At 40.2% G+C, this 24,680-nt stretch carries 27 protein-coding genes; 13 read left to right on the forward strand and 14 right to left on the reverse strand.

Translation table 11 applies throughout. The annotated features are described in order from the left end of the window. Positions 1-7 precede the first annotated feature (7 nt). Positions 8-811: a hydroxyethylthiazole kinase gene (gene thiM / locus ND812_RS16100; protein ID WP_265376374.1), complete on the forward strand. Its 804-nt coding sequence runs from the start codon at positions 8-10 to the stop codon at positions 809-811. After that, entirely contained in the window at positions 801-1,433 is a 633-nt protein-coding gene (gene thiE / locus ND812_RS16105; RefSeq protein ID WP_265376375.1) for a thiamine phosphate synthase, read from the forward strand. Before thiM ends, thiE begins: the two co-directional genes overlap by 11 nt. Here thiE and queG read toward each other — a convergent pair. Then, complete coding sequence (gene queG / locus ND812_RS16110; RefSeq protein ID WP_265376376.1) at positions 1,430-2,392, reverse strand: tRNA epoxyqueuosine(34) reductase QueG; 963 nt, start codon at positions 2,390-2,392, stop codon at positions 1,430-1,432. The genes thiE and queG overlap by 4 nt on opposite strands. Between queG and ND812_RS16115 the strand changes: the two genes are divergently transcribed. Next, positions 2,391-2,777, forward strand: a complete 387-nt coding sequence (locus tag ND812_RS16115) for an LIC_11502 family protein (protein WP_265376377.1) — start codon at positions 2,391-2,393, stop codon at positions 2,775-2,777. The two genes, queG and ND812_RS16115, sit on opposite strands and share 2 nt — an antisense overlap. A 121-nt stretch (positions 2,778-2,898) precedes the next feature. Here ND812_RS16115 and ND812_RS16120 read toward each other — a convergent pair whose 3' ends face one another. Then, complete coding sequence (locus ND812_RS16120; RefSeq protein WP_265376378.1) at positions 2,899-3,294, reverse strand: acyl-CoA thioesterase; 396 nt, start codon at positions 3,292-3,294, stop codon at positions 2,899-2,901. 40 nt (positions 3,295-3,334) lie between these two features. After that, positions 3,335-3,661: an OmpA family protein gene (locus tag ND812_RS16125; RefSeq protein WP_265376379.1), complete on the reverse strand. Its 327-nt coding sequence runs from the start codon at positions 3,659-3,661 to the stop codon at positions 3,335-3,337. 223 nt (positions 3,662-3,884) lie between these two features. Here ND812_RS16125 and ND812_RS16130 point away from each other — a divergent pair, with 223 nt between their 5' ends. Continuing rightward, positions 3,885-6,185 (forward strand): hypothetical protein, encoded by a 2,301-nt coding sequence (locus tag ND812_RS16130; protein ID WP_265376380.1) that lies wholly within the window; start codon positions 3,885-3,887, stop codon positions 6,183-6,185. A gap of 95 nt (positions 6,186-6,280) precedes the next feature. Continuing rightward, positions 6,281-8,596, forward strand: a complete 2,316-nt coding sequence (locus ND812_RS16135; RefSeq protein ID WP_265376381.1) for a hypothetical protein — start codon at positions 6,281-6,283, stop codon at positions 8,594-8,596. Here the strand turns inward: ND812_RS16135 and ND812_RS16140 are convergent. After that, positions 8,593-9,534, reverse strand: coding sequence for a patatin-like phospholipase family protein (locus tag ND812_RS16140; RefSeq protein ID WP_265376382.1), 942 nt, complete (start codon positions 9,532-9,534; stop codon positions 8,593-8,595). The genes ND812_RS16135 and ND812_RS16140 overlap by 4 nt on opposite strands. Before the next feature lie 105 nt (positions 9,535-9,639). Here ND812_RS16140 and ND812_RS16145 point away from each other — a divergent pair, with 105 nt between their 5' ends. Beyond that, positions 9,640-10,200: a hypothetical protein gene (locus tag ND812_RS16145; RefSeq protein ID WP_108959436.1), complete on the forward strand. Its 561-nt coding sequence runs from the start codon at positions 9,640-9,642 to the stop codon at positions 10,198-10,200. A 100-nt stretch (positions 10,201-10,300) separates the two neighbouring features. Further along, positions 10,301-11,434, forward strand: coding sequence for a DUF1577 domain-containing protein (locus ND812_RS16150; protein WP_265376383.1), 1,134 nt, complete (start codon positions 10,301-10,303; stop codon positions 11,432-11,434). A gap of 4 nt (positions 11,435-11,438) precedes the next feature. Here the strand turns inward: ND812_RS16150 and ND812_RS16155 are convergent, their stop codons facing one another. Then, positions 11,439-11,753 carry a HepT-like ribonuclease domain-containing protein gene (locus ND812_RS16155; protein ID WP_265376384.1) on the reverse strand — a complete coding sequence of 105 codons (315 nt, stop codon included), beginning with the start codon at positions 11,751-11,753 and terminating at the stop codon, positions 11,439-11,441. A gap of 83 nt (positions 11,754-11,836) precedes the next feature. On the opposite strand from ND812_RS16155, the gene ND812_RS16160 reads away from it, so the two are divergent. From ND812_RS16160 to ND812_RS16175, 4 genes are all read left to right on the forward strand, one after another. Next, on the forward strand, positions 11,837-12,226 hold the full coding sequence (locus ND812_RS16160) for an FKBP-type peptidyl-prolyl cis-trans isomerase (RefSeq protein WP_108959439.1): 390 nt from the start codon (positions 11,837-11,839) through the stop codon (positions 12,224-12,226). 112 nt (positions 12,227-12,338) lie between these two features. Then, a complete protein-coding gene (locus ND812_RS16165; RefSeq protein WP_407658588.1) occupies positions 12,339-13,229 on the forward strand; it encodes a YHYH protein in 891 nt (296 codons plus the stop codon). After that, on the forward strand, positions 13,201-13,836 hold the full coding sequence (locus tag ND812_RS16170; RefSeq protein ID WP_265376386.1) for a toxin-antitoxin system YwqK family antitoxin: 636 nt from the start codon (positions 13,201-13,203) through the stop codon (positions 13,834-13,836). The genes ND812_RS16165 and ND812_RS16170 overlap by 29 nt, the downstream gene beginning before the upstream one ends. A gap of 34 nt (positions 13,837-13,870) precedes the next feature. Further along, entirely contained in the window at positions 13,871-14,590 is a 720-nt protein-coding gene (locus tag ND812_RS16175) for an SCO family protein (protein WP_265376387.1), read from the forward strand. 54 nt (positions 14,591-14,644) lie between these two features. Here ND812_RS16175 and ND812_RS16180 read toward each other — a convergent pair whose 3' ends face one another. The 3 genes from ND812_RS16180 to ND812_RS16190 are packed head-to-tail and all read right to left on the reverse strand — an operon-like array spanning position 14,645 to position 17,822. Continuing rightward, positions 14,645-15,406 (reverse strand): ABC transporter permease, encoded by a 762-nt coding sequence (locus ND812_RS16180; RefSeq protein ID WP_100716582.1) that lies wholly within the window; start codon positions 15,404-15,406, stop codon positions 14,645-14,647. Continuing rightward, positions 15,403-16,329, reverse strand: a complete 927-nt coding sequence (locus ND812_RS16185) for an ABC transporter ATP-binding protein (protein ID WP_265376388.1) — start codon at positions 16,327-16,329, stop codon at positions 15,403-15,405. Before ND812_RS16185 ends, ND812_RS16180 begins: the two co-directional genes overlap by 4 nt. Continuing rightward, the gene (locus ND812_RS16190) at positions 16,326-17,822 is read right to left on the reverse strand and encodes an ABC-F family ATP-binding cassette domain-containing protein (RefSeq protein ID WP_265376389.1); all 1,497 of its coding nucleotides are present in this window, start codon (positions 17,820-17,822) and stop codon (positions 16,326-16,328) included. The genes ND812_RS16185 and ND812_RS16190 overlap by 4 nt, the downstream gene beginning before the upstream one ends. A 186-nt stretch (positions 17,823-18,008) precedes the next feature. Here ND812_RS16190 and ND812_RS16195 point away from each other — a divergent pair, with 186 nt between their 5' ends. Then, positions 18,009-18,758: an adhesin OmpL37 family surface protein gene (locus tag ND812_RS16195; protein ID WP_265376390.1), complete on the forward strand. Its 750-nt coding sequence runs from the start codon at positions 18,009-18,011 to the stop codon at positions 18,756-18,758. Positions 18,759-18,800: 42 nt separating this feature from the next. Here the strand turns inward: ND812_RS16195 and purT are convergent, their stop codons facing one another. From purT to ND812_RS16225, 6 genes are read right to left on the reverse strand one after another with little or no spacing between them, the layout of a single operon-like run. Next, positions 18,801-19,979, reverse strand: a complete 1,179-nt coding sequence (gene purT, locus ND812_RS16200) for a formate-dependent phosphoribosylglycinamide formyltransferase (protein ID WP_265376391.1) — start codon at positions 19,977-19,979, stop codon at positions 18,801-18,803. 45 nt (positions 19,980-20,024) lie between these two features. Next, on the reverse strand, positions 20,025-20,495 hold the full coding sequence (locus tag ND812_RS16205) for an ankyrin repeat domain-containing protein (protein ID WP_265376392.1): 471 nt from the start codon (positions 20,493-20,495) through the stop codon (positions 20,025-20,027). Positions 20,496-20,507: 12 nt separating this feature from the next. Continuing rightward, positions 20,508-21,320, reverse strand: a complete 813-nt coding sequence (locus ND812_RS16210) for a helix-turn-helix domain-containing protein (RefSeq protein WP_265376393.1) — start codon at positions 21,318-21,320, stop codon at positions 20,508-20,510. A gap of 33 nt (positions 21,321-21,353) precedes the next feature. After that, positions 21,354-23,570 (reverse strand): heavy metal translocating P-type ATPase, encoded by a 2,217-nt coding sequence (locus tag ND812_RS16215; protein WP_265376394.1) that lies wholly within the window; start codon positions 23,568-23,570, stop codon positions 21,354-21,356. Next, positions 23,542-23,745 carry a heavy-metal-associated domain-containing protein gene (locus tag ND812_RS16220; RefSeq protein WP_265376395.1) on the reverse strand — a complete coding sequence of 68 codons (204 nt, stop codon included), beginning with the start codon at positions 23,743-23,745 and terminating at the stop codon, positions 23,542-23,544. The genes ND812_RS16215 and ND812_RS16220 overlap by 29 nt, the downstream gene beginning before the upstream one ends. Next, on the reverse strand, positions 23,738-24,163 hold the full coding sequence (locus tag ND812_RS16225; protein WP_265376396.1) for a hypothetical protein: 426 nt from the start codon (positions 24,161-24,163) through the stop codon (positions 23,738-23,740). The genes ND812_RS16220 and ND812_RS16225 overlap by 8 nt, the downstream gene beginning before the upstream one ends. A 122-nt stretch (positions 24,164-24,285) precedes the next feature. On the opposite strand from ND812_RS16225, the gene cueR reads away from it, so the two are divergent. Next, positions 24,286-24,675 (forward strand): Cu(I)-responsive transcriptional regulator, encoded by a 390-nt coding sequence (gene cueR / locus ND812_RS16230; protein ID WP_265376397.1) that lies wholly within the window; start codon positions 24,286-24,288, stop codon positions 24,673-24,675. Positions 24,676-24,680 lie beyond the last annotated feature (5 nt).

The raw sequence follows: 24,680 nt of genomic DNA on the forward strand, positions 1-24,680 counted from the left end.
CCTCCGTATGTCCCAAAACATTTTAAAAAATACAATCGAAGATTTAGAACTCCTACGTTCGACAGTCCCTTTAGTTCATAATATTACCAACTACGTTGTGATGAACAACACTGCCAATGCACTTCTTGCCATTGGTGCTTCTCCCATTATGGCTCATGCCATTGAAGAAGTGGAAGAAATGGTTACAATCTGTTCGGCAACGGTCATCAATATTGGAACTCTTTCCGAACCTTGGATCCAAAGTATGGAAAAAGCAGCTAAAAAAGCTGTTTCCATTGGGAAACCATTGGTCTTAGATCCAGTTGGAGCAGGAGCAAGTAACATTCGTAATACGGCAATCCGTAGGATTTTGGATGCAGGCCACCCAAGTATAATCAGAGGCAATGCATCTGAAATTTTATCTACACTTTCATCTTCCGGAAAAACAAAAGGTGTGGATGCAACTGATTCCTCCGAGTCCGCTGTGGACACAGGTAAGTCCTTATCCAATGTCACTGGTGGAGTGGTTGTGATCAGTGGTGCTACTGATTATATCTTAAAAGGCACAAACCAAGCCCAAATCTCCAATGGTGATTCACTGATGACAAAGGTGACAGGCCTTGGTTGTACAGCTTCTGCCCTCTGTGGTGCCTTTGCAGCAGTTCAAAAAGACCAGTTTCGTGCGGCAACTTCTGCGATGGCAGTCATGGGAATTGCAGGTGAAATGGCAAAAACCAAAACTTCCAGCCCAGGCAGTTTCCAAGTGGCATTCCTTGATGCCCTATATGAACTGAATGCAGATACCATTAAACAAAAGTTAAATGCAAAATAGAATCCAAGGGGTGTATCTGGTGACAGATAGGCCTCTTTGTCTCCACCATCGTTTAGAAGATGTTGTTCGTTTGTCTGCGACTGGTGGAGTTTCCCTTGTCCAACTGAGGGAAAAAGAAACCTCTTCCCGTGAATTTTTAGAACTTGCGATCCACCTAAAAAAAATCCTAAGCCCTTTCCAAGTTCCCCTCCTCATCAATGACCGAGTGGATCTCTGTTTGGCATCGGGAGCTGATGGTGTCCATCTGGGCCAATCGGACCTACCGTGGATTGTTGCAAGGAAACTCCTTGGAGAAAGAGCGATCATTGGTCTTTCCATCGAAACAAAAGAAGATTGGGAAAATTTACAAAAAGAAAATCCAAATCCCAACCTCGATTATCTGGCAGTTTCACCCGTATTCGATACAAAAACCAAAACCAATACAAAACCTGCATGGGGCCTAGCAGGTGTTCGTTGGCTTAGAGAAAAAACGACTCTACCGATAGTAGCCATTGGTGGGATCCATTTAGACAATGCAAAGGATGTGATCGAGGCAGGTGCCAATTCACTCGCGGTTGTGAGTGCCATTTGTTCGGCAAAGGACCCAAAACTCGCGACAGAATCCTTACGAAATTTGTTTTAAGTGGATTGGTTCCGGTTCCAAATCGAAACGCCAATTCGTTCGATTGGTGAATCTTGGAAGTAAGTTTGGAATTCTTCTTCCGATAACATATGTTTCTCTTGAAATATCGTATCTCTCCAAAATTCCCTAGGTAAAAAACTAGGTTCCATCGTTTCTACTTGGTTTCGTTTGGCGATGCCTTCATTCCAAGGGCAAACTTCTTGGCAAAGGTCGCAACCATAGACCCAGCCCTGTTTATCCCATTTTAAAAAAGAATCTGTGACTTCTGTATGAGTTCTATCTTCGATAGTGAGGTACGAAATACATTTGGATGCATCGAGCTGGTATGGTTCCAAGGCATTTGTTGGGCATACATCCAAACAACGCCTGCAACTCCCACAATGGTCAGTTGTGGTTTCCTCTGGATTTGTTTCACCTAACTCTAAATCGGTGAGTATGATGGATAGAAAAAAATAAGATCCTAACTTTGGATGGATAAGGTTTGTATGTTTCCCTTGCCATACGATCTTTGATTCCCTTGTGAGAATTTTTTCGGCGATGGGCAAACTATCAACAGATTGGCGAAAATGATTTTTGGGGTATAGTGCCTTCAGTTCTTTTAGGATTTGGTTTCCTTTTTTTCGTAGTACAATATGGTAATCAGTGCCAAGAGCATAACGAGATACCTTCCTTTTCATATGAGCTAACAGGCCTTCCCCTTCACTCGATCGGTAAACAAATCCCAAACAAATGGCCGATGTGGGTTTAAAACCCAAATTCTCAAATCGATTGCGAATGGAAAGAGCATGGTCTTTGGCAAACCAGTCCATATTCCCGTGTTTTTTTTCAGAAATCCACTGGTCCAAATACTCTAGGTCTTTTTCTGGGATTTCCGCTTTTGTGAATCCGACAAAGGAAAATCCTTCTTTTTCACAAAGCGACTTGATTTGAGATTGGATAGGAAGGTGGGATGGTTCCATGGCAAATGAAGAGAATGAAGTGTATCTTACAAAAATCCAAAACCTTTTGCCAAGCCATTTGTTGGTCCAGGTTCCAAAACTCATCCCGCATTTTCAAAAACTAGAAGCCCTGGTTCCTTTGCCAAAAGAATTACCAGATCTCTTAAAAAAAGGAATCTATTTTGCCCTCTTACAATCGGTGGTCCGCCTTTTAAACAGAGAAACGGATCCCCTGTTACCAGAAATTGTTCCTGAATACAAGGAACTCATCCGCACCATTATCGAAACCTTTGAAACACTCAAACCAGAAGTGGAATCAAATTGGTTAGAGGAATGCATCCAGTTTGGAGATAAGTCCGCCTACCATTGGGAGTGGAAACATTTTGATTCCAAAGAGTTGTTTTGAAATAGGTAAAATGGTACTAGTCACAAACCTTTCAATTGGATTGTGATCTATTTTTCTTTCTTGTAAGTCATTTGACTTATCGTATCCATCATCCATTCCAATTGGTAAGGAATGCCTTGAATCACAACATTTCTTTTTCTAACGAAGTACGAAACTCTTTCGGAATGGGTAATTTTTTCTTTTCCCTGTAATCAAAATACACTTGGACAGTTTTTGCTTTCACATACAAAACATCTGTTATTTGGTTTTTGATTTCATACGAAAATTCCCAAGAACTATTTCCAATTTGAGAAACCCAAGTGTTTACATAAATGGAATCTCCAGGCAATACAGAAGAAACTAAATCTATTTCCACTCGTGCTAAGACAAAGGGAATGTCTTCCAGTGTAGCAACTGATAAATACCGATTACAAAAATCAAGTCTTGCCAACTCTAAATACGCCGAATAACTTGCGTTATTCACTCTACGCATCGGGTCCATATCATTAAATCGAATTTGGATTTCAGTTCGGATCATCTCTCTGACAAAATTGGTATGACATTCAGATTTGTCACCCTTATCCTAAAATAGAAAGTTTGATTCCAACAGATCGAAACAATTTTCGTTCCTTTGCTGTTCTCCCAAAAATTGGTTCTAAGGAGACAGTTTGGATCAACTTGGAATCAATCCCCAAAGACACCAAAACTTGGCGGATGTAATGGACCCTCTCTTTTGCCAATTTTCGATTTTTTGCCAAATTGCCCGATGTGTCTGCTGAACCCACAAGAAGGACAGAATCTAACGTTTGTTTTAAAAAAGGACGCATCCATTCTTTGAGTTTTCGTATTTCCTGATGTTCCAATTTAGATTCTCCCGCTTGAAAGTAGACTACACTTTCTACCATTCTGGAGATTGGTTCTAATGGTTGTAATGAGGACAGATTGTACGATGGAGTAACAGTTTTTAACTGCGATCTGTTTCTTTTTGGCCAAAGCCAATAGAGAAACACGAACAAACTAACCAAGATTAGGGAAATCCAAAACATACACCGATTAGACTAAAAAAAGAAAGATTGGAATCTAACAAACCGCTAGACAATTTATTTCCCGTTTGGTAACATCTTCCCCATGGGTACGGCACGATCTAAGATTCTAACGTATGTTTTATTCTGTATTGTGCTCTTCCAATGCAAACCCCCTGAACTTTCAAATGCCTGTGATGGAAAATCAAAAGGTTATGCACTTGGGTCCCTCATTCGTTTTGTCACTGGAGATCGTTCTCCTTCTTGCCTTCCCTCTTTTGATTTCCAAGACTTGTGGGGGGTTTTCCAAGCTCCGTCTGGTGATGTGGGTGTAAATGCGATAACAAGTTACAATGACCAAATCATCATTGGTGGAAATTTTCAATTGATGGGACCTTCTACGGGGAGTGCTGTCTTTTTGCAAACATCAAATGGGAAAGTAGTACCAAGCAGGTATTGTCGTTATCTGAAAATTGTGGGCACTACCTTGATCGCTATTTCCGATGGAGCAGGTGGATTTTATATCGGTGGAGAATTTTATGCCGTCCAAGGGGAAGCAAGATACGCCGTTGCACATATCTTACCTGGTTGCCAAGTGGACCGTGTGTTTAAAGTCCCGAGAGATGTAACCGATACTCGGATCATTTATTCGTTATACTTAAACGGTGAACACTTGTATGTGGGAGGAGACTTTACTTCCTGGGGTGACACCACTCAAAAATACCTAGTTCGATTGAATCGTTATACTGGTGATATTGATCCATCGTTTTCAGTCCAAAATATAGATAGTACCGTTTTTGATTTAGATACGATCTTCAATTCTCTTTATGTTTGTGGTGGTTTTTCACAGATAGGTGGAATCACTAAACGAGGAATTGCAAAAGTTTCTTTCGCCAATGGCGCTGTGGATACATCGTTTAACCCTTCCATTACAACCGGATCTTGTCTCGATTTACATTTCGGAACCGATTCTCAAGGTAGCCCTAATCTGTTTATCGTTGGGGACTTCACTGCACCTAGCAGAAATTATGCTCTTTCGGTTACCCCGGATGGCACATTGACAAGTTGGAACCCAAATCCAAATGCACAAGTTAACTCTGTCCAACAATACCAAGATAAAATTTATTTGGGCGGCGGGTTCACAACGATTAACGGTGGAACTGTTGCCTCTTATATGGCTTCTGTGAACCAGAATACAGGTGTTTTCATCACCAATAATTATGCATTGGATGCATATGTGGCAAGTCTACAAGTCATTGAAAATACATTGTACATCAGTGGACAGTTTACTACTGTAAAAGGAATCCCCAGAGTTTCGATGGCTTCCCTCGATCTAACAAATGAATCCGTGACCACATTTGATCCAAATTTCGAAGGTCTGATCAGTAATCCTGGATCTTCTATTTTACCTGCCGGGAATGGAGTTGTCTTCGTTACGTTTGATCGTTCGACTGTGAATGTTGTGCGTAGAAATCATTTTGCTGTCATCGATGAGTATACGGGAGCACCAATCGAAGGCACACCTAATTTTGATTATCCGATCAAATCGATGCATGTAAATGGGAATCGATTGTTTGTGGGAGGTACGTTTACAAACATTGGTGGACAAGCAAGAACTTCCTTTGCTATTTTAGATTTACCCCATTACCAAGTGAGTTCTACTAATACCGTATTATCGGGTTCTCCAGAAATCCGAACGATTTCCAGTGATGAGTCAAAAGTATATGCTGGTGGGATCGGTTTGGGTACTGTGAATGGCCAAACAAGAAATGGAGTGTTTGCATTAAACTTATCTGACCTTTCCTTAAGTACTTGGAATCCAGATTTAGGTAGTGGAAGTAGTGGAGAAAGTATCCTTGTTGTGAACGATCTAGTTTGGATTGGGGGAAGTTTTACCCAAATCAACGGAGTTGGTGGTTACCAAAATTTACAAGCTGTCGACAAACTGAATGGAACAAGGATGAATCTTCCAAGTTCTTCTAATTTACCAGGTGGTCTTGTGTATAGCCTCGCCTATGCGAATTCCAAAATCTATATTGGTGGATTCTTTTCATCCATTACCGGGCTTGGTACGTTTAATAATGCAGCTGTATACGACCTAAGTTCACAATCCTACCTCCAACCCAATCCTGTATCTGCAGAAAATATGGTAAATTATGTTGCAGCATATCCAGATGGGAATGTGTTTTATGGTGGATCCTTCGTAAACATCAATGGAGATACCAAATTTAATACTTTTGGAGTCTACCAAACCTATACCAATTCGATGTACCAATGGAACGCGGGTATCACGAATGTTGTCTACTCTTCTATGTTTAAAAATGGGAGGTATTACTTAGCTGGAATCTTCAGTGTTGCTCTCCGCGAAATGAATGGAGGCATTGTCAGAACCACATTAACAGAATGAAAACCAACTTCTCGTTAGTTGGAATTTAAAAACAAAATCAAATCGATCCCCTCCAAAACAGTCGACAAGTAAAGACCATTTTTAGAATAGAGAGAATGGTTCGATTTTTCCGAGTGTCCCTTCGGCTTTTGATTCTATTTTCCTTCACTCTATCCTTTACTCTATGCAAACCAAGTCCTTTAGAAAGCACTTGTGATGTAGAGTCTAAATCTTTTTTTCTAGCATCCCTTATGAGATTTGCCACTGGTGATAAATCTCCCTCTTGTCTTCCTGCCTTTCCATTCTACGAGGAGTTTGGATTGTATGGAGGAGTCTTTGGTCCACCTGCAAAAGTGTATGCAATGACATCCTACAGAAATCATCTTTTGATTGCTGGTGATTTTACGTTAGCTGGGCTTGCGACTGGAAGTGTATCTGTTTTACACCCACAATCAGGGTCAGCAGTCCCAAGTCGTTTTTGTCCGTTTTTAAAAGTGAAAGGAGCTACCTACACCGCCGTATCGGATGGCAGTGGAGGTTTTTACATTGGAGGAGAATTCACCCATGTCCAAGGGTTTGCAAGAAGCCAAGTAGCCCATATCCTTCCTGGATGCCAATTGGATCCTAATTTTAATCCAGTCTCCGATCCTTCGCGTACGATCTATGCCTTACACGTACTAGGTGATAATTTATATGTAGGTGGGTTTTTTGGCTCTTGGGGATCTGGCACACAAAGTAATCTTGCTTCTTTGAATCGGTATTCGGGCCAATTGAATAGCGGTTTTAATGCAGGGGCGATCGATAACTTTGTTTATGCGATCACATCCTTTGGGTCTTCTCTATTTGTGGGAGGTAGTTTCCAGACAGTCAATTCACTCTCCAAATTTGGAATTGTGAAACTATCTGCATCGAATGGGAGTATCGATTCTAGTTTTACAAGCCAACTCTCTGCTTCTGGATCCGCTTACGAATTATATTTGGGTACGGATATCCAAGGAAGCCCAATTCTGTATGTGGGTGGGAGTTTTACAACACCCAGAAATAACGCGGTAGCCTTTTATCCTGATGGGACCTTAGCATCATGGAATCCAAATCCCAATGCAACTGTAGAATCCATCCAACAGTATGAAAATCAAGTGTATCTAGGAGGATCGTTTACTTCTGTTACAGGAGCGGCGACAACAAATGGCCTTGTTGCCGTGGATAACCAATTGGGAACTGCGACCAATAATACATTTGGTCTGGACCAATCTGTATCTACCATACAAATCATCGGGAATCAATTGTATGCCCTTGGCCAATTTACAAATGCGAAAGGGATTCCCAGAAATTATGCAGCTGGTTTTGATCTACCTAGTGGTAATCTCACCAATTGGAATCCTTCTTTGGAAGAACCTGTTACAAATCCTGGTGGTGCCATCATACCTTATGGAGGTGCCGTAGCACTAACAAATGCTAAATCATCAGTGAATGTCCAAGCAAAAAGAAATTTTGTTGTGATTGATGAAGCATCTGGTGCGCCCATTGATGGAACTCCCCAATTCGATTATCCCATTAAATCCATTCATGTGAAAGACAATCATCTTTTTCTTGGTGGAAGTTTTGAAACCATCAATGGCATCGCTCGCAGAGGATTTGCAGTTCTCAATTTACCCAATTATGAATTAAACCCAACAGACTTACTAATCACTGACCCTTCGCTTGAAATCAGAACCATCACGAGTGCCAATGGCCAAATTTTCTTTGGCGGAACAGGGATGACCACTGTGTCTGGGCAAACAAGAAATGGTGTTGCGGCCATTTCTTCGGATACATTCCAACTCACCAATTGGAACCCAAACTTAGGCGCAAATAGCGCTACTTCCATGCTAGTGATTGGTGATGCTTTATATTTAGGTGGGCTTTACACAACGTTAAATGGTAATAATACCATCAGCAATTACCGAGCAGTTGATTTGGTGAATGGTACAGCCATATCCTTACCTTCCACAAGTAATTATCCGTCGAGTGATGTGACAACACAAAGCCTATATGAGGGAAAAATTTATTTGGGTGGAATCTTTACATCCATTTCAGGGATTGGGAGTTTTCCAAACTTTGCAATTTTTGATTTAGGTACACAATCCTACGTAAACCCCTCTCCCATTTATGCAAATGGTTTTGTGAATACCATCACACCTGGTGCGGATGGGAAATTTTTTGTAGGAGGATCGTTTACGGGACTCAATGGATCGACAACTTCCAATTATGCTGGGGCGTTCCAATCAAAATCCAATACAATCATCAATTGGGCACCAAACCCTGATAATACGGTATTTGTCAGTATGTATCGAAATGGAAAATGGCATGTTGGTGGCGAGTTTATCCATGCTTTCAACAAACCGTATGGCGGATTCTTTTTAACCGACCTAACAGAACCACCTAACAACTAAGATGAACAATTATTTTGTTTTTTCTTACGTTTGAGAATGAATTGAATGGCTTCTTCTCCTTTTTTGACACCGAGTAAAGCCGTTTTATACAATTTAGTACGAATGGTGGTTGTGAGTTTGACCGGCAGAGGTTCGTCAGGAGCCACTGTGATGATCTTTACCCCTCTCGGAGGTTTTACCACAATTTCTCTCGCTAAATTAAAATGAAAATGGTGGAGTTTACGCATCATCCTTCTGATGGTTCTGTGTTTTGGGAAGGCGAGTAGACTTGTTAGGCGAGTGAGAGGGCCTGAGATATGCCGAATTGGAGAATTCATAATGACTACAATTTCTTTGTAACCAGCTTCAATGATATCTTGGATGGGAAGTGGATTGAGGATGGCTGCATCTGAATATAATTTCCCATTTAACATGTGTTTCCCTCTAGTAGCAATCGGCAAAGAAGTTGCAGCTTTTAATAAATCAAAAACATTATTGGATGTGGCTTTGATGTATTCGATGGAATGTGTGTGTAAATTACTAACGGCAATGACAAAATGAGGCAATTTTTTCGAATCCAGAGTTTCGGATTCCAAACGAACTTTTTTACGAAAGATAAAATCAATTAGGTATTCTTGGTTTAAGAATGTTTTCCCTTGGAATGGGTGAAAGTAGGAAATGAGTTTACTGCCAGAGAGATCTCTGTACCAAACCCCAAGTGCTTTTTCACTTTTTACAGGCTCAACTTTCGGCATCGACACGTAATAGGCCGCAGCACAAGCCCCAGATGAGACACCCACCACCAAATCAAAGTAATTTGGCCTAAGGAACCGGTTCCAAGCATAAAGTACGCCACCCGAAAAGGCTCCCTTCATCCCACCACCTTCCACTAATAGGGCCCGTTTTGTCCCTTTTGCCTTGGGAATTTTGGGAGTTTGGTTTGGATTTTGGTCAGTCATAAGTCTCTCCATACCAGAGTCTTCCCACCCAGATTTGGTTGCAAAAAGGATTCAAAAAAAATGGAAAGAGGACAATAAAAATCGCTACGAAGGCAATTGATTTGTATGCTCGGAATTCGTACCATTGAAATCGAAGTCGAAGGTTTGTCTGTCAAGGGAACCTTACAATGGTCTACCCATTCTTTTTACCAATTGGAAATGTATGTCCCCTACTCAGGACCTGTTTACACATTTTCCTTTCCGAAACTATTCCCTCCCTTCCAAGAAGAAACTTTGGCGGAAATCGAACAAAATGCCAAAAGCCACCTTCGTACTTTGTATTATAAATGTGAAGGCATAAAGAAGGAAATCCCTAAGATTGAAACAGCCCTCAAAGAGTTTTGGACGGAGATCCAATCAATCCCGGTACTTTCCCCAAGTGAGTGGAAACAAAAAAATGAATTTTTAAAACAGGCAATGCTTGCAGGTTATATGGACAAAGCCATATACGAAAAAACAATTTATGATCTAACAACTGTCATGGAAAAAAAACAAAATGAACGCGAGAAACGTTGCGAATCATTTTTATCTCAGTACCTTCCCGAGTTTTCCCACTTACAAAATCATTTTTCGTGGATTCGTTTCTGTTATGAATTCACTGAAAAAAAACACTTACTCCTTCTTTAAAAAATCCTTTTTCTTGCCAAAGAGATGCGGATGGGCTTTACTTTCCAATAGATGGGAAATTTATTTCCCGTTACTATAGAATAGAACTTGGAAATTAGCTATGCGACCAATGGACCAAATCACAGGCAAAGAACAAAAAAACCATGTGATCTTACACTATTTAATGAATCAGGAAATGAAAGCCAATTGGAATGGTCAGGTGCAAACCATGACGGTTTTACAAGAAGTGCCTGGTGGTGAAGAAATTATTGTGCAATGGGCAGAAGTTTGGCCTATTGGTGAAGGATCTACTGTTGTTCTTTCCAAGTTACTTGCTCGTTATCTAGAACTCCATTGTACCTTTGTCAAACAATTGGCCCCACATAAAATCCAATTAAAGGTCGAAAAAGTACTCATAGCCAAAAAAGAAAGGTTAAACCCTCGATTTACCATCACCGAAGAAGGAATGGTCAATGTAACCAATATCGTCAGTTCCAAAACCATCATCGAAGCAAATATGTTTAATATCCCAACACTTGTACGTGTTAACTTTGAAGACTATCGCAAACGTATGATGGTTCGTTCTGGTGAAGCTGGAATGATGGACATTTTTAAATCGGGAATGGAACGTAAGTTTGATGTTGTGAAATCAACACAAAAGATTTTGTTCATCAAAGATGCAACAAATCCAGAAAGTTACCGAATGGACGCGGAAGGTTTTTTAAATTACGAAGATGATATCGAAGAGAATGTCGACAAACTCGCGTTTGCCGCTCGTGACAAAAAAATCAAATCGGAACTCATATTACCAATTTTGTACAAAAACGAATTAGAAGAAATTATTCCTATTGGATATTATTTCTTACAAACCAAAGACAAAAACATCACCGAAGACGATTTAAAGTTTTACCAAACACAAATTGCAGAAATGATCGAAAGGATCAAAGATGCAAATCTAATGACAACTGTGGAAAAATTTCCAGTCCTCGACTTATCTGCGACTGGTCTCAAACTTAAGATCTCAAATAGCAGTTTGGTGGAAACTCTTCCAAAACAAAAAGGAATTTTATTAGAATTGGTATTCAAACTCCAAACCCCATTTCGTTTTTTTGGGAAAATTGCTTGGTCTCATAAAGAAGAATCAGGTGATTTGCTTGTGGGTGTAGAATTTTCTGGAAAACGAACCTATGCTGAAAAAGTTCGTTTTGAAGAGAACATTGAAATCATCAAAAACAATGGTAGGACAGCTGCCTAATTTTTTAACGAATTTCCAATTTGATTGTTTTAGAGAATTTGGGAATTTCGTAGGCGCAAACATAGTATAACATCTTTAAGTCGATGTAATCGTAGGCTCTTGCCAAATCCTTTTGCCACATGCTATCCATTTTTTCCCAAGGAAGATTTGGGTACTTTTGTTTTTCCGAAGTCGGAATTTTTAATGATTCCGTTTGGATGGTTTTTAACATTTCTTCTGCAAAAAAACTATCGTGTTCCCCTTCTTTGAATTCTTGGATTTGATTTCGGAAAATAAAAGCTTCCAATTCTTTGCAATAAAAGACCAATTCATGAAACATGGTTTCAACTTAAAATTCTAAGTTCCCTAGGCTAGTTTTTTTCATTGGCAAAGTTCTGCCGTTTCTTTACCCTTTCGATAGATATGAAACCATTCCTTTCCCTTTTGATTTCGATATTGTTTCTTTTGGTTCTCCCCATCGCGTCCGCAGAAAAAGATTTCCAGATCATTGACATTGTCATTGGTAAAGGGGATGAAGCATTTTCTGGCTCTTATGTGACTGTTCATTATGTAGGCAAATTGCAAAACGGAACCAAATTTGATAGTTCCAGAGACCGCAACCGTCCCTTTGAATTTAATCTTGGTGCTGGGGAAGTGGTGAAGGGATGGGACAAAGGAATCAAAGGCATGCGAGTGGGTGGCAAACGAAAACTCATCATCCCACCAGAACTTGGGTATGGAAGCAAACGTGTGGGAAACATCCCTCCTGATTCCACACTTATCTTTGAAGTCGAACTGTTGAAGATCTATTAGTACAAAGACTCATCAACTTTCCAATATTCGAAAGAAAGGAATTTCAATTAGGGAAATTCCTTGACAAGACCTAGAATCGTTCTATGCTGTTTCCTCTATGGAAAGGAAACAAATTTTAGCGACCACCTCTCTTCTCGTACTCTTCGTACTTCTCCTCACAAACTGCAAACCCAAATCAGATTCTGATGATGAAACCTTACTTTTGTTAGCTGTAGCAGCTTCTAAAATTTGTGCCAATTCGGCATACACAGGAACCACGGTTGTGAACTCCACTGCCACTTTGGATACCAATACCGATTGTATCACTGGTATGACATCTTCTATGTCAGCAGACTTACCTGCATGGATCCGAAACAATTTTAAATGTGCAGTAGGTTCTGTTTCCGGAAGTAATTATGTATTCCGTTCTCAAAATATCCCGAATAACAAAAGTTATTATTTTGGTTCCACTTCACCACGGTATGAAGCCTTAGGCAGTGGACAAAAAGCAGCAGGTACCAACCAAATTTCCTCCCAGTGTTTGGTGTACACCATCCCTAGTTCGCCTGCTGCGAAATCAGGAACCCTCACAGGAACCCAAAGTGGGTATGCTTCCGTGGGGATCACTGTGAATGGACTTGCCATTTTTAATAATGCAGCAGCAGCCCCTGATACACTTTCGACAGAAGCACAAACCTTTGACCAATACAATGGACACCCACAAAATTCAGGTGTGTACCACCACCATTCACAACCTTTGAATGTATCGAACAACAATTCCAATTTGATTGGGGTATTAATTGATGGTTTTGCACTATATGGACGTGATTGTACAAATGCGAGTAATGTAACTACAACTCCAACAATTGGTTCAGGTCTAGATTCAAATCATGGTCATATAACAACAACGCAACATTTTTCAGTAGCAACATATCATTATCACTACACTTCTGATCCGACTGCAGGAATCCCTACACTAATTGGTTCTTATTTTTATGGAACACCAGGAACGGTTTCCAACTAACAAGGCCTTGTTGTTCCCAATTCGATTTGTCTTTGTTTCACTTTTGTTTTTCCTTTGTTTGTCTTGTGGCAAAGAAACGGTCAAACAAGGGGACAAAGACCTTTCGGAAGACCAAAACCATTTCCTTTTGTACAAGGGAAAACCATTCAATGGGTTTTATGTGGCCGAAAATGCCGTACTTGCCGAAACCTATGAAACCGAATTTTACAAAGGTGTACCTCACGGAAGTTATACGGTAAAATCCTTTTCGGGAGTTTTACTCGAATCCCGGCACATTCGGTATGGACAAAAACATGGAACCCAAACCTTGTATTTCCCATCGGGCCAAATCCGCCAATCTTCGGAATATGAAATGGGAGTTCCAGTCGGCGAACATTTTGAATACTTTGACAATGGACAATTGGCAACCTACCAAACCTTCTTCCCCTCTGGGAAACCAAAGGTGGTGAAAAAATGGAACAAACGGGGACAAATTTATTTGAACCAAGTGTTTTTGGAATCAGGAGAAAGTTTTGGCCGTCCAGGCAGTAAACTCTGTGATCCCATCCCCGAAGAGACAGTAAACCAAACTGGCATTAATTCTCCTAACACCACCACCAAACTTTGATAAGCCGAAATAAGGGAAGGTATCCTTTTTGCAAATGAATGAAACAAAACCAAACCATAAGTTGATGAAACCAAATCTCTTTTTTCAGAAATCGATTCTTAGAACCATTTCCATCTTTCTTTTCTGTTTGGTGAGTTTGTTTGTTTTGGGAAATTGTAAGGAAAACCAGTCTTCTCCCGAGACGGATTCTTTGCCTTATTTTTCAGGAAAAGACTTTGATCCCATTTGGACAAAAGTTCCAAACGAAACCTCTAACTTACACCAAATCCCCGAAGGGTTCAAACTCACAAACCATTTGGGAAACCAAATTCAGCTCAGAGAACATTCACCTAAAATCAGTTTGGTTGTTTTCTTCTATGCAACCTGTCGTGGGATTTGTCCAATGATTACAAAAAATATCATCCAAATCGAACCACAGTTATCCGAATTCAAAGACTTGGAAATTAGTTCTATCTCCATCAATCCCAAAGAAGACACACCCGCAGTTCTTTCCAAGTACCGCACTCTCTATAAAATCCAAAATCCAAACTGGAATTTTTATACAGGGGAACTTTTGGACATTGAATCGTTTGCCAAAAACACATGTGGGGCGGAAGTAGAAGGATTTTCTGTGGAAAAAAACAAATACGAATTTGTTCATACCGAAAATATTTTTTTATTTGATGGGAACAAATACCTCCGGGGGATTTACCGCGCCAAAGGTACGGGCGATATACAGAGGTTAGTTGCAGACCTTAGGATCCTCACCAAATAGTTGGTTGGGTTCCTAAGGTGAAGCGGAGAGTACAAATCGAAGATTCTAGGGATTTTAATTTTTGATTTTGTACCCAGTGCGAAAGATAAGCCATGTGACTGCCAAACAAACCGAAAGGAACACAAGGATCATCCCAATACTCACAGACAAAGCAACATCCGCTCGTTCAAAAAAACTATAACGAAACCCACTCACCAAATACAATACGGGGTTAAACATACTGATTTTTTGCCAAAAACTGGGTAACATTTGGATGGAATAAAAACTCCCACCGAGAAATACAAGAGGAGTGATGACAAGCATCGGAATCATTTGTAGTTTTTCAAAACTGTCTGCCCAAATCCCAATCACAAACCCAAACAAACTAAAACTAATGCAGGTTAGTAAGAGAAAAAATACCATCAGGAATGGATGGTCAATGCGAATGGGAACAAAAAAAGAAGCAGTGATAAGCATTAAAATCCCGAGCATCAGTGATTTAGTTGCCGCAGCTCCCACATACCCAATCACCACTTCCCACATGGTCACAGGTGCCGAAAGGATTTCATAAATGGTTCCATTGAACTTGGGAAAATAAATCCCAAAGGATGCATTGGAGATACTTTCCGTGAGGAGTGACAACATCACAAGGCCTGGTACAATAAAACTTCCATAATGGATTCCATCAATTTCTTGGATCCGAGACCCAATCGCAGATCCAAATACAATGAAGTACAAAGATGTGGATAAAACAGGAGAGGCTATACTTTGTAATAACGTACGAAATGTACGAGCCATTTCAAATTGGTAAATTGCTTGGATGGCATGGAAATTCATACGGTCTCCTGTAATAATTGAACAAAAATTTCTTCTAAGCTACTTTGTTTTGTACTCAAATCACTGAATTGGATTTTTTCTTTTTTGAGATCATCCAAAAGTTTGGTCATCACACTGCTATCATCAGAACGATCGTAAGTGAATACAATGGCTGAATTGTTATCAGAAAGTTCAAGTTTGTACTTTGATAACGACTTTGGGATGGATTTTACAGACTTTTTCAATTCGATCCGCAATTGTTTGGTTCCCAATTGTTTCATGAGTTTGTTTTTGTTTTCGGTGAGGAAAATTTCTCCCTTACGGATCACAGAGATACGGTCGGCAATTAACTCAGCTTCTTCGATATAATGGGTTGTGAGGATGATGGTAACTCCATTTTTACGAAGGGATTCTACAATCTTCCACATATCCTTACGGAGTTCCACATCCACACCCGCACTTGGTTCATCCAGAAACAAAATTTTTGGTTCGTGTGACAATGCTTTGGCGATCAATACTCGTCGTTTCATCCCACCAGATAATGTCATGATCCTTTGGTCTTTTTTGTCCCAAAGGGAAAGGGATTTTAATACTTCTTCGATGTACTTAGGATTGGCTGGTTTTCCATACAAACCACGAGTAAAACTCACACTTGCCCAAACGGTTTCAAATGCATGGACACTGAGTTCTTGTGGGACAAGTCCAATGAGGGATCTTGTTTTTTTGAAATCATGGATGATATCATATCCAGCGACTTTCACCTCACCGGCACTAGGTGAAACAATGCCACAGATCAAATTGATCAGAGTGGTTTTCCCGGCACCATTCGGTCCAAGTAGGGCATGGATTTCTCCCTCACCCACTTCCCAATTCACGGATTTGAGTGCTTGGAATCCATTGTCATAGGACTTGGAAACTTGTTTTACAGTTAGGATTGGTTTCAAACGGTTTCATCCTTCCAGCCAATGTCACTGAGGAAGTCGTCATAACCACCATCATAGACAAAAACTCGGTCATCATCGAATACAATGAGTTTTGTGGCCACAGCGCGCAAGTGCATTTCGTTGTGGGTAACCATAATCACAGATCCATCAAAATTATCAATCGCCTCAATGAGGGAGTCACAAGATTGCATGTCCAAGTGGTTTGTGGGCTCATCTAAGTAAAGTAAGTGGCAAGGAGTCACAAGGATTTTTCCAAGTAATACTCGGCTCTTTTCTCCCCCAGAAAGCACTTTGATTCTTTTTAAGGCAAGGTCTTCCGAGAACATCAAACCACCGGCAATATTTCGAGCTTTCCCTTCCGAACAGTTGGGATCAGCACTCATAATCTCTTGGACAACCGTATTACTTTCGTTCATGTTGAGTTTGTTTGTTTGTCCAAAATATCCTTCTTTTAAGATCGGATGTTTTTTCACACTACCTGAAACAGGAGTGAGTTCACCCGCTATCAATTTGAGAAGGGTTGATTTTCCTTTTCCGTTTTTTCCGATGATACAAATCCGATCTTCAGGCCCAACACTGATGGAAAAATTTTCAAACAAATAAGGCGATTTTCCATCATAAGAAAATGAGACATCTTCTACGCTTAACATTTGGTTGGCGGAAAATGGCGCACTATTAAAGTATAATTCCATATCTTCGATGGTATCAAGTGCCTTCATCTCACCTTGTTTTTCTAATTTTTTGACACGCGATTGGGTGCGACTTGCAAAACTTGCTTTTGCTTTAAACTTAGCGATAAACATCTCTTCTTGTTTGCGTTTTTTGGCTTCGTTCAACCGAGTTTTTTCATAAATTTCTTCAGCTTGGTTGATTTGAGTGTACAACTTTTCAGTATCACCCTGCACTTTGATTGCCTTTGTGCGGTGGATGGCGACTGTATGTGTCACGACACTGTCCATAAAACTTCTATCGTGTGTGATGAGAATGATCTCTCCTTCCCATTCCTTAAGGAATTCCTCTAACCAACGTATGGTGACAATGTCCAAATAGTTGTTTGGTTCATCTAGGATAAGCATATCAGGTGCAGACACTAAAAGTTTTGCCAAGTTCATTCGGATTTGATAACCACCCGAAAACTCTTCGGGGCTACGTTCCATGTCTTTTTCAGAGAACCCGAGTCCAAATAAAATGCGTTCCACCTTCCAAGTCTCGTATTCATCCCCTTCAGGAAGACCCAGTGCACATTCTTCGAGTACGGTTGGTTTGGTGAAGACTAAATGTTGTTCCAAGTGGCCAATGCGGTATCCTTTGGGAATGGTGATGTTTCCCGAATCGGGTTCGGTTTTCCCTTGGATGATTTGGACAAGGGTTGATTTACCATGTCCATTACGACCGACAAGTCCAACCCTTTCCCCGCGATTCACACTGAATTGTAAATCATCAAATAAAACGTTACCATTGAATTGTTTGTTTAAGCCAGATATTTTGATCATATAATTTCCGAAGGGAGAGTAGAGATAAAACCAAGATGCAAAAAGTATCCGAAAGGACGAGTAGAAAGAAATGGAATCAAATGTGTTTTTTAAGGATTTAGTGAGAAATTTCTGACATAATCACTAAGGCACAAACGTTAGAAATTATGAACTTTTTTTGGCCACCTAAAAGGCCGAAACTGTACTGTGCGAACTTATCTTTTGTATTTACTAGGAGGCCTTTGTTTGTTAGGAGTGGACTCGTCCTACTCCAATGGAAACTTACAAGTGGCCTTTGGTGCAGAAGAAAACTACCTCCTCGTTCGTTCCCTCGATTCCAGTGTCATCCATTTAGGAGATGCGGAAGATAAAATAGAATACCGAAACATCATCGATGAATACTTACGTTTCAAAAGCCTTCATATCCAGGGGAATTATGGAGAAGCTTACCTTGCCGTTCGTTCCACACAATACAAACTCATCCAACTGTATGATAAAATCCTTACTAAAAACATAACACTTGTTCGAAGCGAACTTGAGTTACTCGGTAGAAAAGCAAGAGATAAAGAAAAAACACAAACCAAGGCTTTTTTGCGTTTGGCGTTACGTGATGTCAGTGAAGCGGAACAAAAATTGGTGATGGCAAGGAACATACGCCCCTATTTGTATCTTTTGAAACTGAGAGAAATGTTGTTTGCTCTGAAGATTTTGAAACATTCTGGCAAGTTTGTTATTTTTTTGAACTTACTCCATGATGGCCAGTATATGGATTCCATCGAGTTTTATGATTTTGATTCAATCGAATCAGAACTCATTCGTGGATTTGGTCCGAGTTCCAAATACCTTGCCATCCATTACGACAATGCCTTTCTCCCCTTCCGAGAAGAAAGTATCTATGAAGACAAAATGACAAATTTCAAAACCCAAACCATCAACCAAAACGAAACACTGAAATAAAATCTGTGTTGGCCAATCGATTTATCCTTACAGAAATACCGATTAGGAAGTTTTTAATTGGATGAAGTCCCTTGCACGATTTGCTTTTTCTTTTGCTTCCTCAATGGTTTTGCCAAGTGCCAAACTAACACCCATTCGGCGCTTTCCAACCACTTCTGGTTTTCCAAAAATACGAATGTCAACTCCTGGAATTGACAAAGCCTCTTTTAGACCCCGATATTCTGGTGATTTGGTATCCCCTTCCAGTAAGATCGCAGAACTAGCAGCAGGTGTTTGGAATATGAGCTCAGGGATTGGTAGGCCAAGAAGTGCCCTAGCATGCAATGAAAATTCAGAAATATTTTGAGAGATCAGGGTGACAAGTCCTGTATCATGTGGTCTTGGAGAAACCTCACTAAAGTACACTTCGTCCCCTTTGACAAAAAGTTCCACACCAAAGATTCCAAAACCACCAAGACCTGTGGTGACTTTCTCAGCAATTTGTTTTGCGGATTCTAATGCTAAGTTTGACATAGGTTGGGGCATCCAAGACTCCACATAATCCCCGTTAACTTGCCTGTGCCCAATTGGTGGTAAAAAACTTGTGCCACCAATGTGACGGATTGTGAGTAAAGTAATTTCAAAATCAAAAGAGATGAACTCTTCAATGATCATCTTCCCTTTACCAGTGCGCCCTCCTGTTTGACCGTACTCCCAAGCTTTGTGGATGTCTGATTCTGTTTTGACCAAACTCTGTCCTTTCCCAGAAGAACTCATGATGGGTTTTACCACACAAGGAAATCCAATCGTATGGATGGCTTTTGTAAAATCATCTTCTGTATCTGCAAAAAGATATGAAGATGTTTTTAAACCCAATTCTTTTGCTACGAAGTTTCGAATTCCCTCTCGGTTCATAGTGAGGTTGACAGCTTTGGCACTGGGAATGATTTTGAATCCCTCGGACTCTAAACGGACTAATGTTTCTGTATGGATGGCTTCAATTTCAGGCACAACATAATTTGGCTTTAACTCGCGTATGGTGGCTTCCAGCTCCTTTGGATCGAGCATATTGATGACACGTGACTCTTGTGCCACAAGCATAGCAGGTGCATTTGGATAACGATCTACAGCAATGACATGGACACCTAATCGATTGGCTTCTATCGCTACCTCCTTCCCTAATTCTCCTGAACCAAGAAGGAGGAGTTTTGTTGCCTGTTTCGTAAATGGTGTTCCTATCATAATCGTAAAGATTTCGACACCTAGTTGTACGACAAGAACGAATCGTTACATCAGATAACGTTTTCCAAGTTTGTCTCTTTGGTAAATATTGGCACCCATTCGAATGAGTAAGTCAGACAATTCGCTAAGTCCATCAAAACTATTGGCAATGTGCAAAGGAGTGACACCACTCGGATCTGCGGCATTGGGATTTGCACCTGCATACAGTAATACTTCCACTGCTTCGATATTCCCTGTTTCTGTGGCTTTATGAATTGGATACAAACCCATGTTATCTGGTACGTCAGGATTCAGACCAATGGCGAGTAAGCGTTTTAAAAAATAGAGATCAGATACCTCAACCACTGCTAGCCCCAGTAGTAAAGCGGACTCAGTTAAACAAATTTTTTTTAATTCTGAATCGGATAACAACAAATCAAAACTATCTCTGTCACCCCGGGAGATAGCAGAACACAAACTGCGAAGCCGAATATTGGATTTTGATTTCAATGCGAAATCGATTATGTTTTGGATCATACCCATATCGTATCACTTTTCCTCGTTTGTTTGCTTGTAAAAATGAGACATTTTTTCAAATTCGGCAAACCAATCTTTTGGGATCGTTCCCGAATTTCGTTTAAAATCATGATTGAAATGGGACTGGTCTGCGTATTCAAAATTCTGTGCTATATCGGTTAGACGAAGATTTGGATTGTTTGTTTGGTAATGTTCGGGATTCCTTACAAGTGATAACACACGATGGACAGATCGGTATTCGGATGGATTGAGTCCCACCACTTCTTGGAATTTTCGTTCCAATTGTTTTCTTGAGATGCCTAATTTTTTTGTAACCGAATTGATTCTGGTTTTGGGATTAGTTAGTTCCATAAGGGCAAATCTAACATAAGTCGGAACTTCTGTTTGTTTCCCAGGAAAATTCTTTAAATACTCCGACAAAGATTGGATGATATCCGTTTCCTTCATTTTTGCTCCTTGGAACCTTTTCACCAATCCAGCGTTATACGGAATTTCCGGAAATTGATTTTTTAAATTTAGACCTTGTTTAGAAAAGAGTGCATAGAGAGATGCCACATAAAAACGGATGGAAACTAAGTTTAACTGAGATGGAGAGAGAACACGCCACCTTCTTGTTTGTGGACCAACCAGATGGGATTTAGGCAATAATAAGGTTTCTCCCGATTCTGTTTCTACCATCGGTGGCTCTCCCAAATGAAAAACCATCTCACATTCGTAAGACGGTATGATCCAAGGTAATTCGATTGATTTTACCTCCCTCCAAACCCAAAACTCTTTGATAAAAGATTCCCATTCAGAAGGAGGTTTTATAAATAGAATGTCCACGAATTGGTTCCTAGTGTTTCTCTTTTTATTATCCTATTTCCATCGACTCATACGAAGGGCATTGAAGACAACGGACACAGAACTAAACGCCATGGCAGCACCACTCACCCATGGAGCAAGTAAACCAGAAGCAGCAATCGGAATTCCAAGTAAATTATATCCAAGTGCCCAACCAAAATTTTGGCGGATATTTAAAACTGTATCCTTTCCGATTTTGATCAAATCCATAATCCTTTGGATATCACCATTCACAAGGACAACATCCGCCGTACTGATGGCAATGTCTGATCCGGTTCCCATCGCAATACCGACACCAGCAGAAGCAAGTGCAGGAGCATCATTGATCCCATCTCCCACCATTGCACTATGGATATTGGAATCCTTCAGTTGTTTTATGATCTTTGCTTTTTCTTCAGGTAACAAACTCGAATACACAGCAGTGATCCCCACTGATTTAGCGACTTTATTGGCAGCTGTTGGATTGTCTCCCGTTAGAAGGACGGGTTCTACTCCAATGGAACGTAAGTCGTCAATCGCTTGTTTTGCGGATTCACGGATTTGGTCTTCGATGCGAAAAACGATCATACCATCGATTTTCCCTTTGATTCCAACAAACACCAAACTCACACCTTCACGGATCCATTCTTCGACACTAGTATTAATGCTGTCTGGGATAAAAAACCCCTTTTCTTCCACAAACGATTGTTTTCCGGCATAATATACATAACCTTCAATTTCGGTTTGAATTCCTCCACCAGGAGAAGTGATCGTTTTTACGATCCCAAGATCGACAGATCGATAGTCCTTCTCTTTTCCAAAAGCCAAAATGGCTTTTGCTAAAGGGTGATCAGATGTTTCTTCCATTGCAAGCACATGCCCAAAAACTAAAGATTTTTGATCTTCCGATATCCCAGATGTGAGAACACCTGTTATCTTAGGTTTTCCTTCCGTGAGAGTTCCCGTTTTATCAAAAAAGATCATATTGATCTTTGATACTGATTCCAACGCCTCTGCACTACGAAAGAGTACCCCGCGTTTGGCAGCTCTTCCCGTTCCAACAAGGAGTGAGATCGGAGTTGCAAGACCAAGTGCACAAGGACATGCAATGACAAGGATGGCAATACTTGTTTCAATCGCCTTTGTGATCTCACCCGGCGCCAGAACAAAGTACCAAACAAGAAAGTCTAGGACACTAAGGGCAATAACAACTGGTACAAAGTAAGCTGATATCTGGTCTGCAATCCTTTGGATGGGAGCTTTGGTTCCAAGAGATTCCTCTACCGATTTGATGATATGGGATAAAGTGGTATCATTTCCTACCTTCATGGCTTTCACAACGAGTGAGCCGTTCCCATTCACTGTTCCACCAAGGATTTTATCTCCTAGTTTTTTCTCCACTGGCATACTCTCACCGGTTAACATGGATTCATCGGCAAAACTTTCTCCTTCCTTTACAATCCCATCCATTGGAAATCTTTCCAGAGCTTTGACTAGAACCAAGTCCCCTTGTTTTAGGTATTCATTGGGAACTTCTGTCCAAACTCCGTTTGATTTCACTGTAGCAGTTTCTGGACGAAGTGAAAGTAATGCTTTTATCCCATCACTACTTTTCCCTTTCGCCATATGTTCAATCCACTTACCACCTAATATAAATGTGATGAGGACAGCTGAAGTCTCAAAATATAAATCTTTTCCAAAGATACTATATCCATAAGCCGCCGACGTTCCAATCACCACAAGTACATCCATATTCGCTGTTCCATTGCGAAGTGCACGGTAAGCAGATTGATAAAATGGAAACCCTATCAAAAATTGAACAGGAGTTGCGATGATCATCTGCACCCATCGGTCCATCAAAATATGGGGCATTGGTAAAAAGGATAAAAATTGGAAATGAGTCACCATTCCATAAAACAGAGGAAGTGAAAAAAGTGTAGAAAGGATAAATCGAATTTTTAAAACCCGAATGTGATCTTTCTGTTTTTTTTCTGTTTCTGATTGTTTGTTTGGATCATGTTCCGTTGCTTGGTAACCGAGAGACTCCACTGTTTTTAAGAGTGTATCAACTGGTATTTGTTCTTCTGCTCTTAGGAAAACCGATTCACGAGCAAAATTGACTCTCACTTCAGATACACCGGGGAGTTTGGAAAGGCCCTTCTCAATTCGAAGGGCACAATTCGCACAGGTCATACCAAAGAGATCTAACGTATGTTCTGTGGTTTTATTTAACGTTTCCAAGTGTATAACCATCCTCACTCAAACGGTTTCGAAGTTTTTCCAACTCCTCTTCTGTTAGAGTTTCATTCACTGATACAATTTCGTGATCTACATCAGCAGTTGCTTTTTTGCCATTTTCGGCAAAAATTTTTTCTACAGTCATCTTACAATGATTACAAGTCATTCCTTCTATTTCATAATTAACCATGGTGGTGCTCCTTCTTCTCTTCTTTCATTTCATTTAATGGCAGTTTGTATTTTACCTCTGCCCCTTTTTGTCCTTTCCAAACAGGAGAAAGAAGTAACTCTCCTTCTGTTAGTGTGACCCCTTTTGGTAATTCACAGTAAAAGTGATCTGGGTGACCAGTACACTTCAGTCTGACTTCTTTGCCAGCATTCACAATAGTAGCACTGACATTCGAATTTTTGGAAGTCTGATTTTCAAAGTTGATATCCAAAAGATACACTTTAAAGCCGAGATTCTGGTAGGCCAAAACTTCGGTGTGAAATGCTCCAGGCATCCTGATTACACCTCCATTTGGACCTGGTTTGTGTTCTCCGTGCGCGGCGATGGGTTGGATCGCTAGAAACGCAGAAAAAACAGTGATTTTGATTAGATTTTTCATTGTTTTTATGTTAACTCCTTTGTTATCATGAATCCCAGTGTAAACCTTCCAATCGTTGGAAGGTCAATAGGCGATTTCGTTTTTTTTACGTTTTTTTTAAAAAAAATTTTAGGAGGAAAATTGTGAATATTGGAGAACTTTCCAAATCATCTGGAGTCTCATCCAAACTCATTCGCCATTACGAAAGTATTGGGCTTATCCCAGAGACAAGAAGGAATGATAATGGTTATCGATTGTACACGGACGATGACGTACACTATGTACGATTCATCAAACGATCAAGAGAACTTGGATTTTCGTTGGAAGACATTAAAAGTTTGTTAGGGCTTTGGAAAAACAAATCCAGAAGTAGCAGACAAGTGAAACAACTTGCCGAAAAACACCTTGAATATCTCAATTTAAAATTAAAACAAATCAAAGATATGGCAGATACATTAAAACATTTGGTCCACAATTGCCATGGTGACCATAGACCCGACTGCCCTATCCTAAAAAATTTAGAAATGAATTAGAGAAA

The organism is Leptospira limi (assembly GCF_026151395.1).
GTDB classification, from domain to species: Bacteria; Spirochaetota; Leptospiria; order Leptospirales; family Leptospiraceae; genus Leptospira_A; species Leptospira_A limi.

Coding starts and splice junctions, on each gene's coding strand:
- ND812_RS16225 (WP_265376396.1), bottom strand. CDS start 24,163: ATGAAAAATCTAATCAAAATCACTGTTTTTTCTGCGTTTCTAGCGATC.
- ND812_RS16115 (WP_265376377.1), top strand. CDS start 2,391: ATGGCAAATGAAGAGAATGAAGTGTATCTTACAAAAATCCAAAACCTT.
- ND812_RS16140 (WP_265376382.1), bottom strand. CDS start 9,534: ATGACTGACCAAAATCCAAACCAAACTCCCAAAATTCCCAAGGCAAAA.
- ND812_RS16170 (WP_265376386.1), top strand. CDS start 13,201: ATGGAACACCAGGAACGGTTTCCAACTAACAAGGCCTTGTTGTTCCCA.
- ND812_RS16125 (WP_265376379.1), bottom strand. CDS start 3,661: ATGGTAGAAAGTGTAGTCTACTTTCAAGCGGGAGAATCTAAATTGGAA.
- ND812_RS16130 (WP_265376380.1), top strand. CDS start 3,885: ATGGGTACGGCACGATCTAAGATTCTAACGTATGTTTTATTCTGTATT.
- ND812_RS16205 (WP_265376392.1), bottom strand. CDS start 20,495: ATGATCCAAAACATAATCGATTTCGCATTGAAATCAAAATCCAATATT.
- ND812_RS16220 (WP_265376395.1), bottom strand. CDS start 23,745: ATGGTTAATTATGAAATAGAAGGAATGACTTGTAATCATTGTAAGATG.
- ND812_RS16180 (WP_100716582.1), bottom strand. CDS start 15,406: ATGAATTTCCATGCCATCCAAGCAATTTACCAATTTGAAATGGCTCGT.
- ND812_RS16135 (WP_265376381.1), top strand. CDS start 6,281: ATGGTTCGATTTTTCCGAGTGTCCCTTCGGCTTTTGATTCTATTTTCC.
- thiE (WP_265376375.1), top strand. CDS start 801: ATGCAAAATAGAATCCAAGGGGTGTATCTGGTGACAGATAGGCCTCTT.
- ND812_RS16120 (WP_265376378.1), bottom strand. CDS start 3,294: ATGATCCGAACTGAAATCCAAATTCGATTTAATGATATGGACCCGATG.
- ND812_RS16190 (WP_265376389.1), bottom strand. CDS start 17,822: ATGATCAAAATATCTGGCTTAAACAAACAATTCAATGGTAACGTTTTA.
- queG (WP_265376376.1), bottom strand. CDS start 2,392: ATGGAACCATCCCACCTTCCTATCCAATCTCAAATCAAGTCGCTTTGT.
- ND812_RS16155 (WP_265376384.1), bottom strand. CDS start 11,753: ATGTTTCATGAATTGGTCTTTTATTGCAAAGAATTGGAAGCTTTTATT.
- ND812_RS16175 (WP_265376387.1), top strand. CDS start 13,871: ATGAATGAAACAAAACCAAACCATAAGTTGATGAAACCAAATCTCTTT.
- ND812_RS16160 (WP_108959439.1), top strand. CDS start 11,837: ATGAAACCATTCCTTTCCCTTTTGATTTCGATATTGTTTCTTTTGGTT.
- ND812_RS16215 (WP_265376394.1), bottom strand. CDS start 23,570: ATGGTTATACACTTGGAAACGTTAAATAAAACCACAGAACATACGTTA.
- thiM (WP_265376374.1), top strand. CDS start 8: ATGTCCCAAAACATTTTAAAAAATACAATCGAAGATTTAGAACTCCTA.
- ND812_RS16150 (WP_265376383.1), top strand. CDS start 10,301: ATGCGACCAATGGACCAAATCACAGGCAAAGAACAAAAAAACCATGTG.
- purT (WP_265376391.1), bottom strand. CDS start 19,979: ATGATAGGAACACCATTTACGAAACAGGCAACAAAACTCCTCCTTCTT.
- ND812_RS16145 (WP_108959436.1), top strand. CDS start 9,640: ATGCTCGGAATTCGTACCATTGAAATCGAAGTCGAAGGTTTGTCTGTC.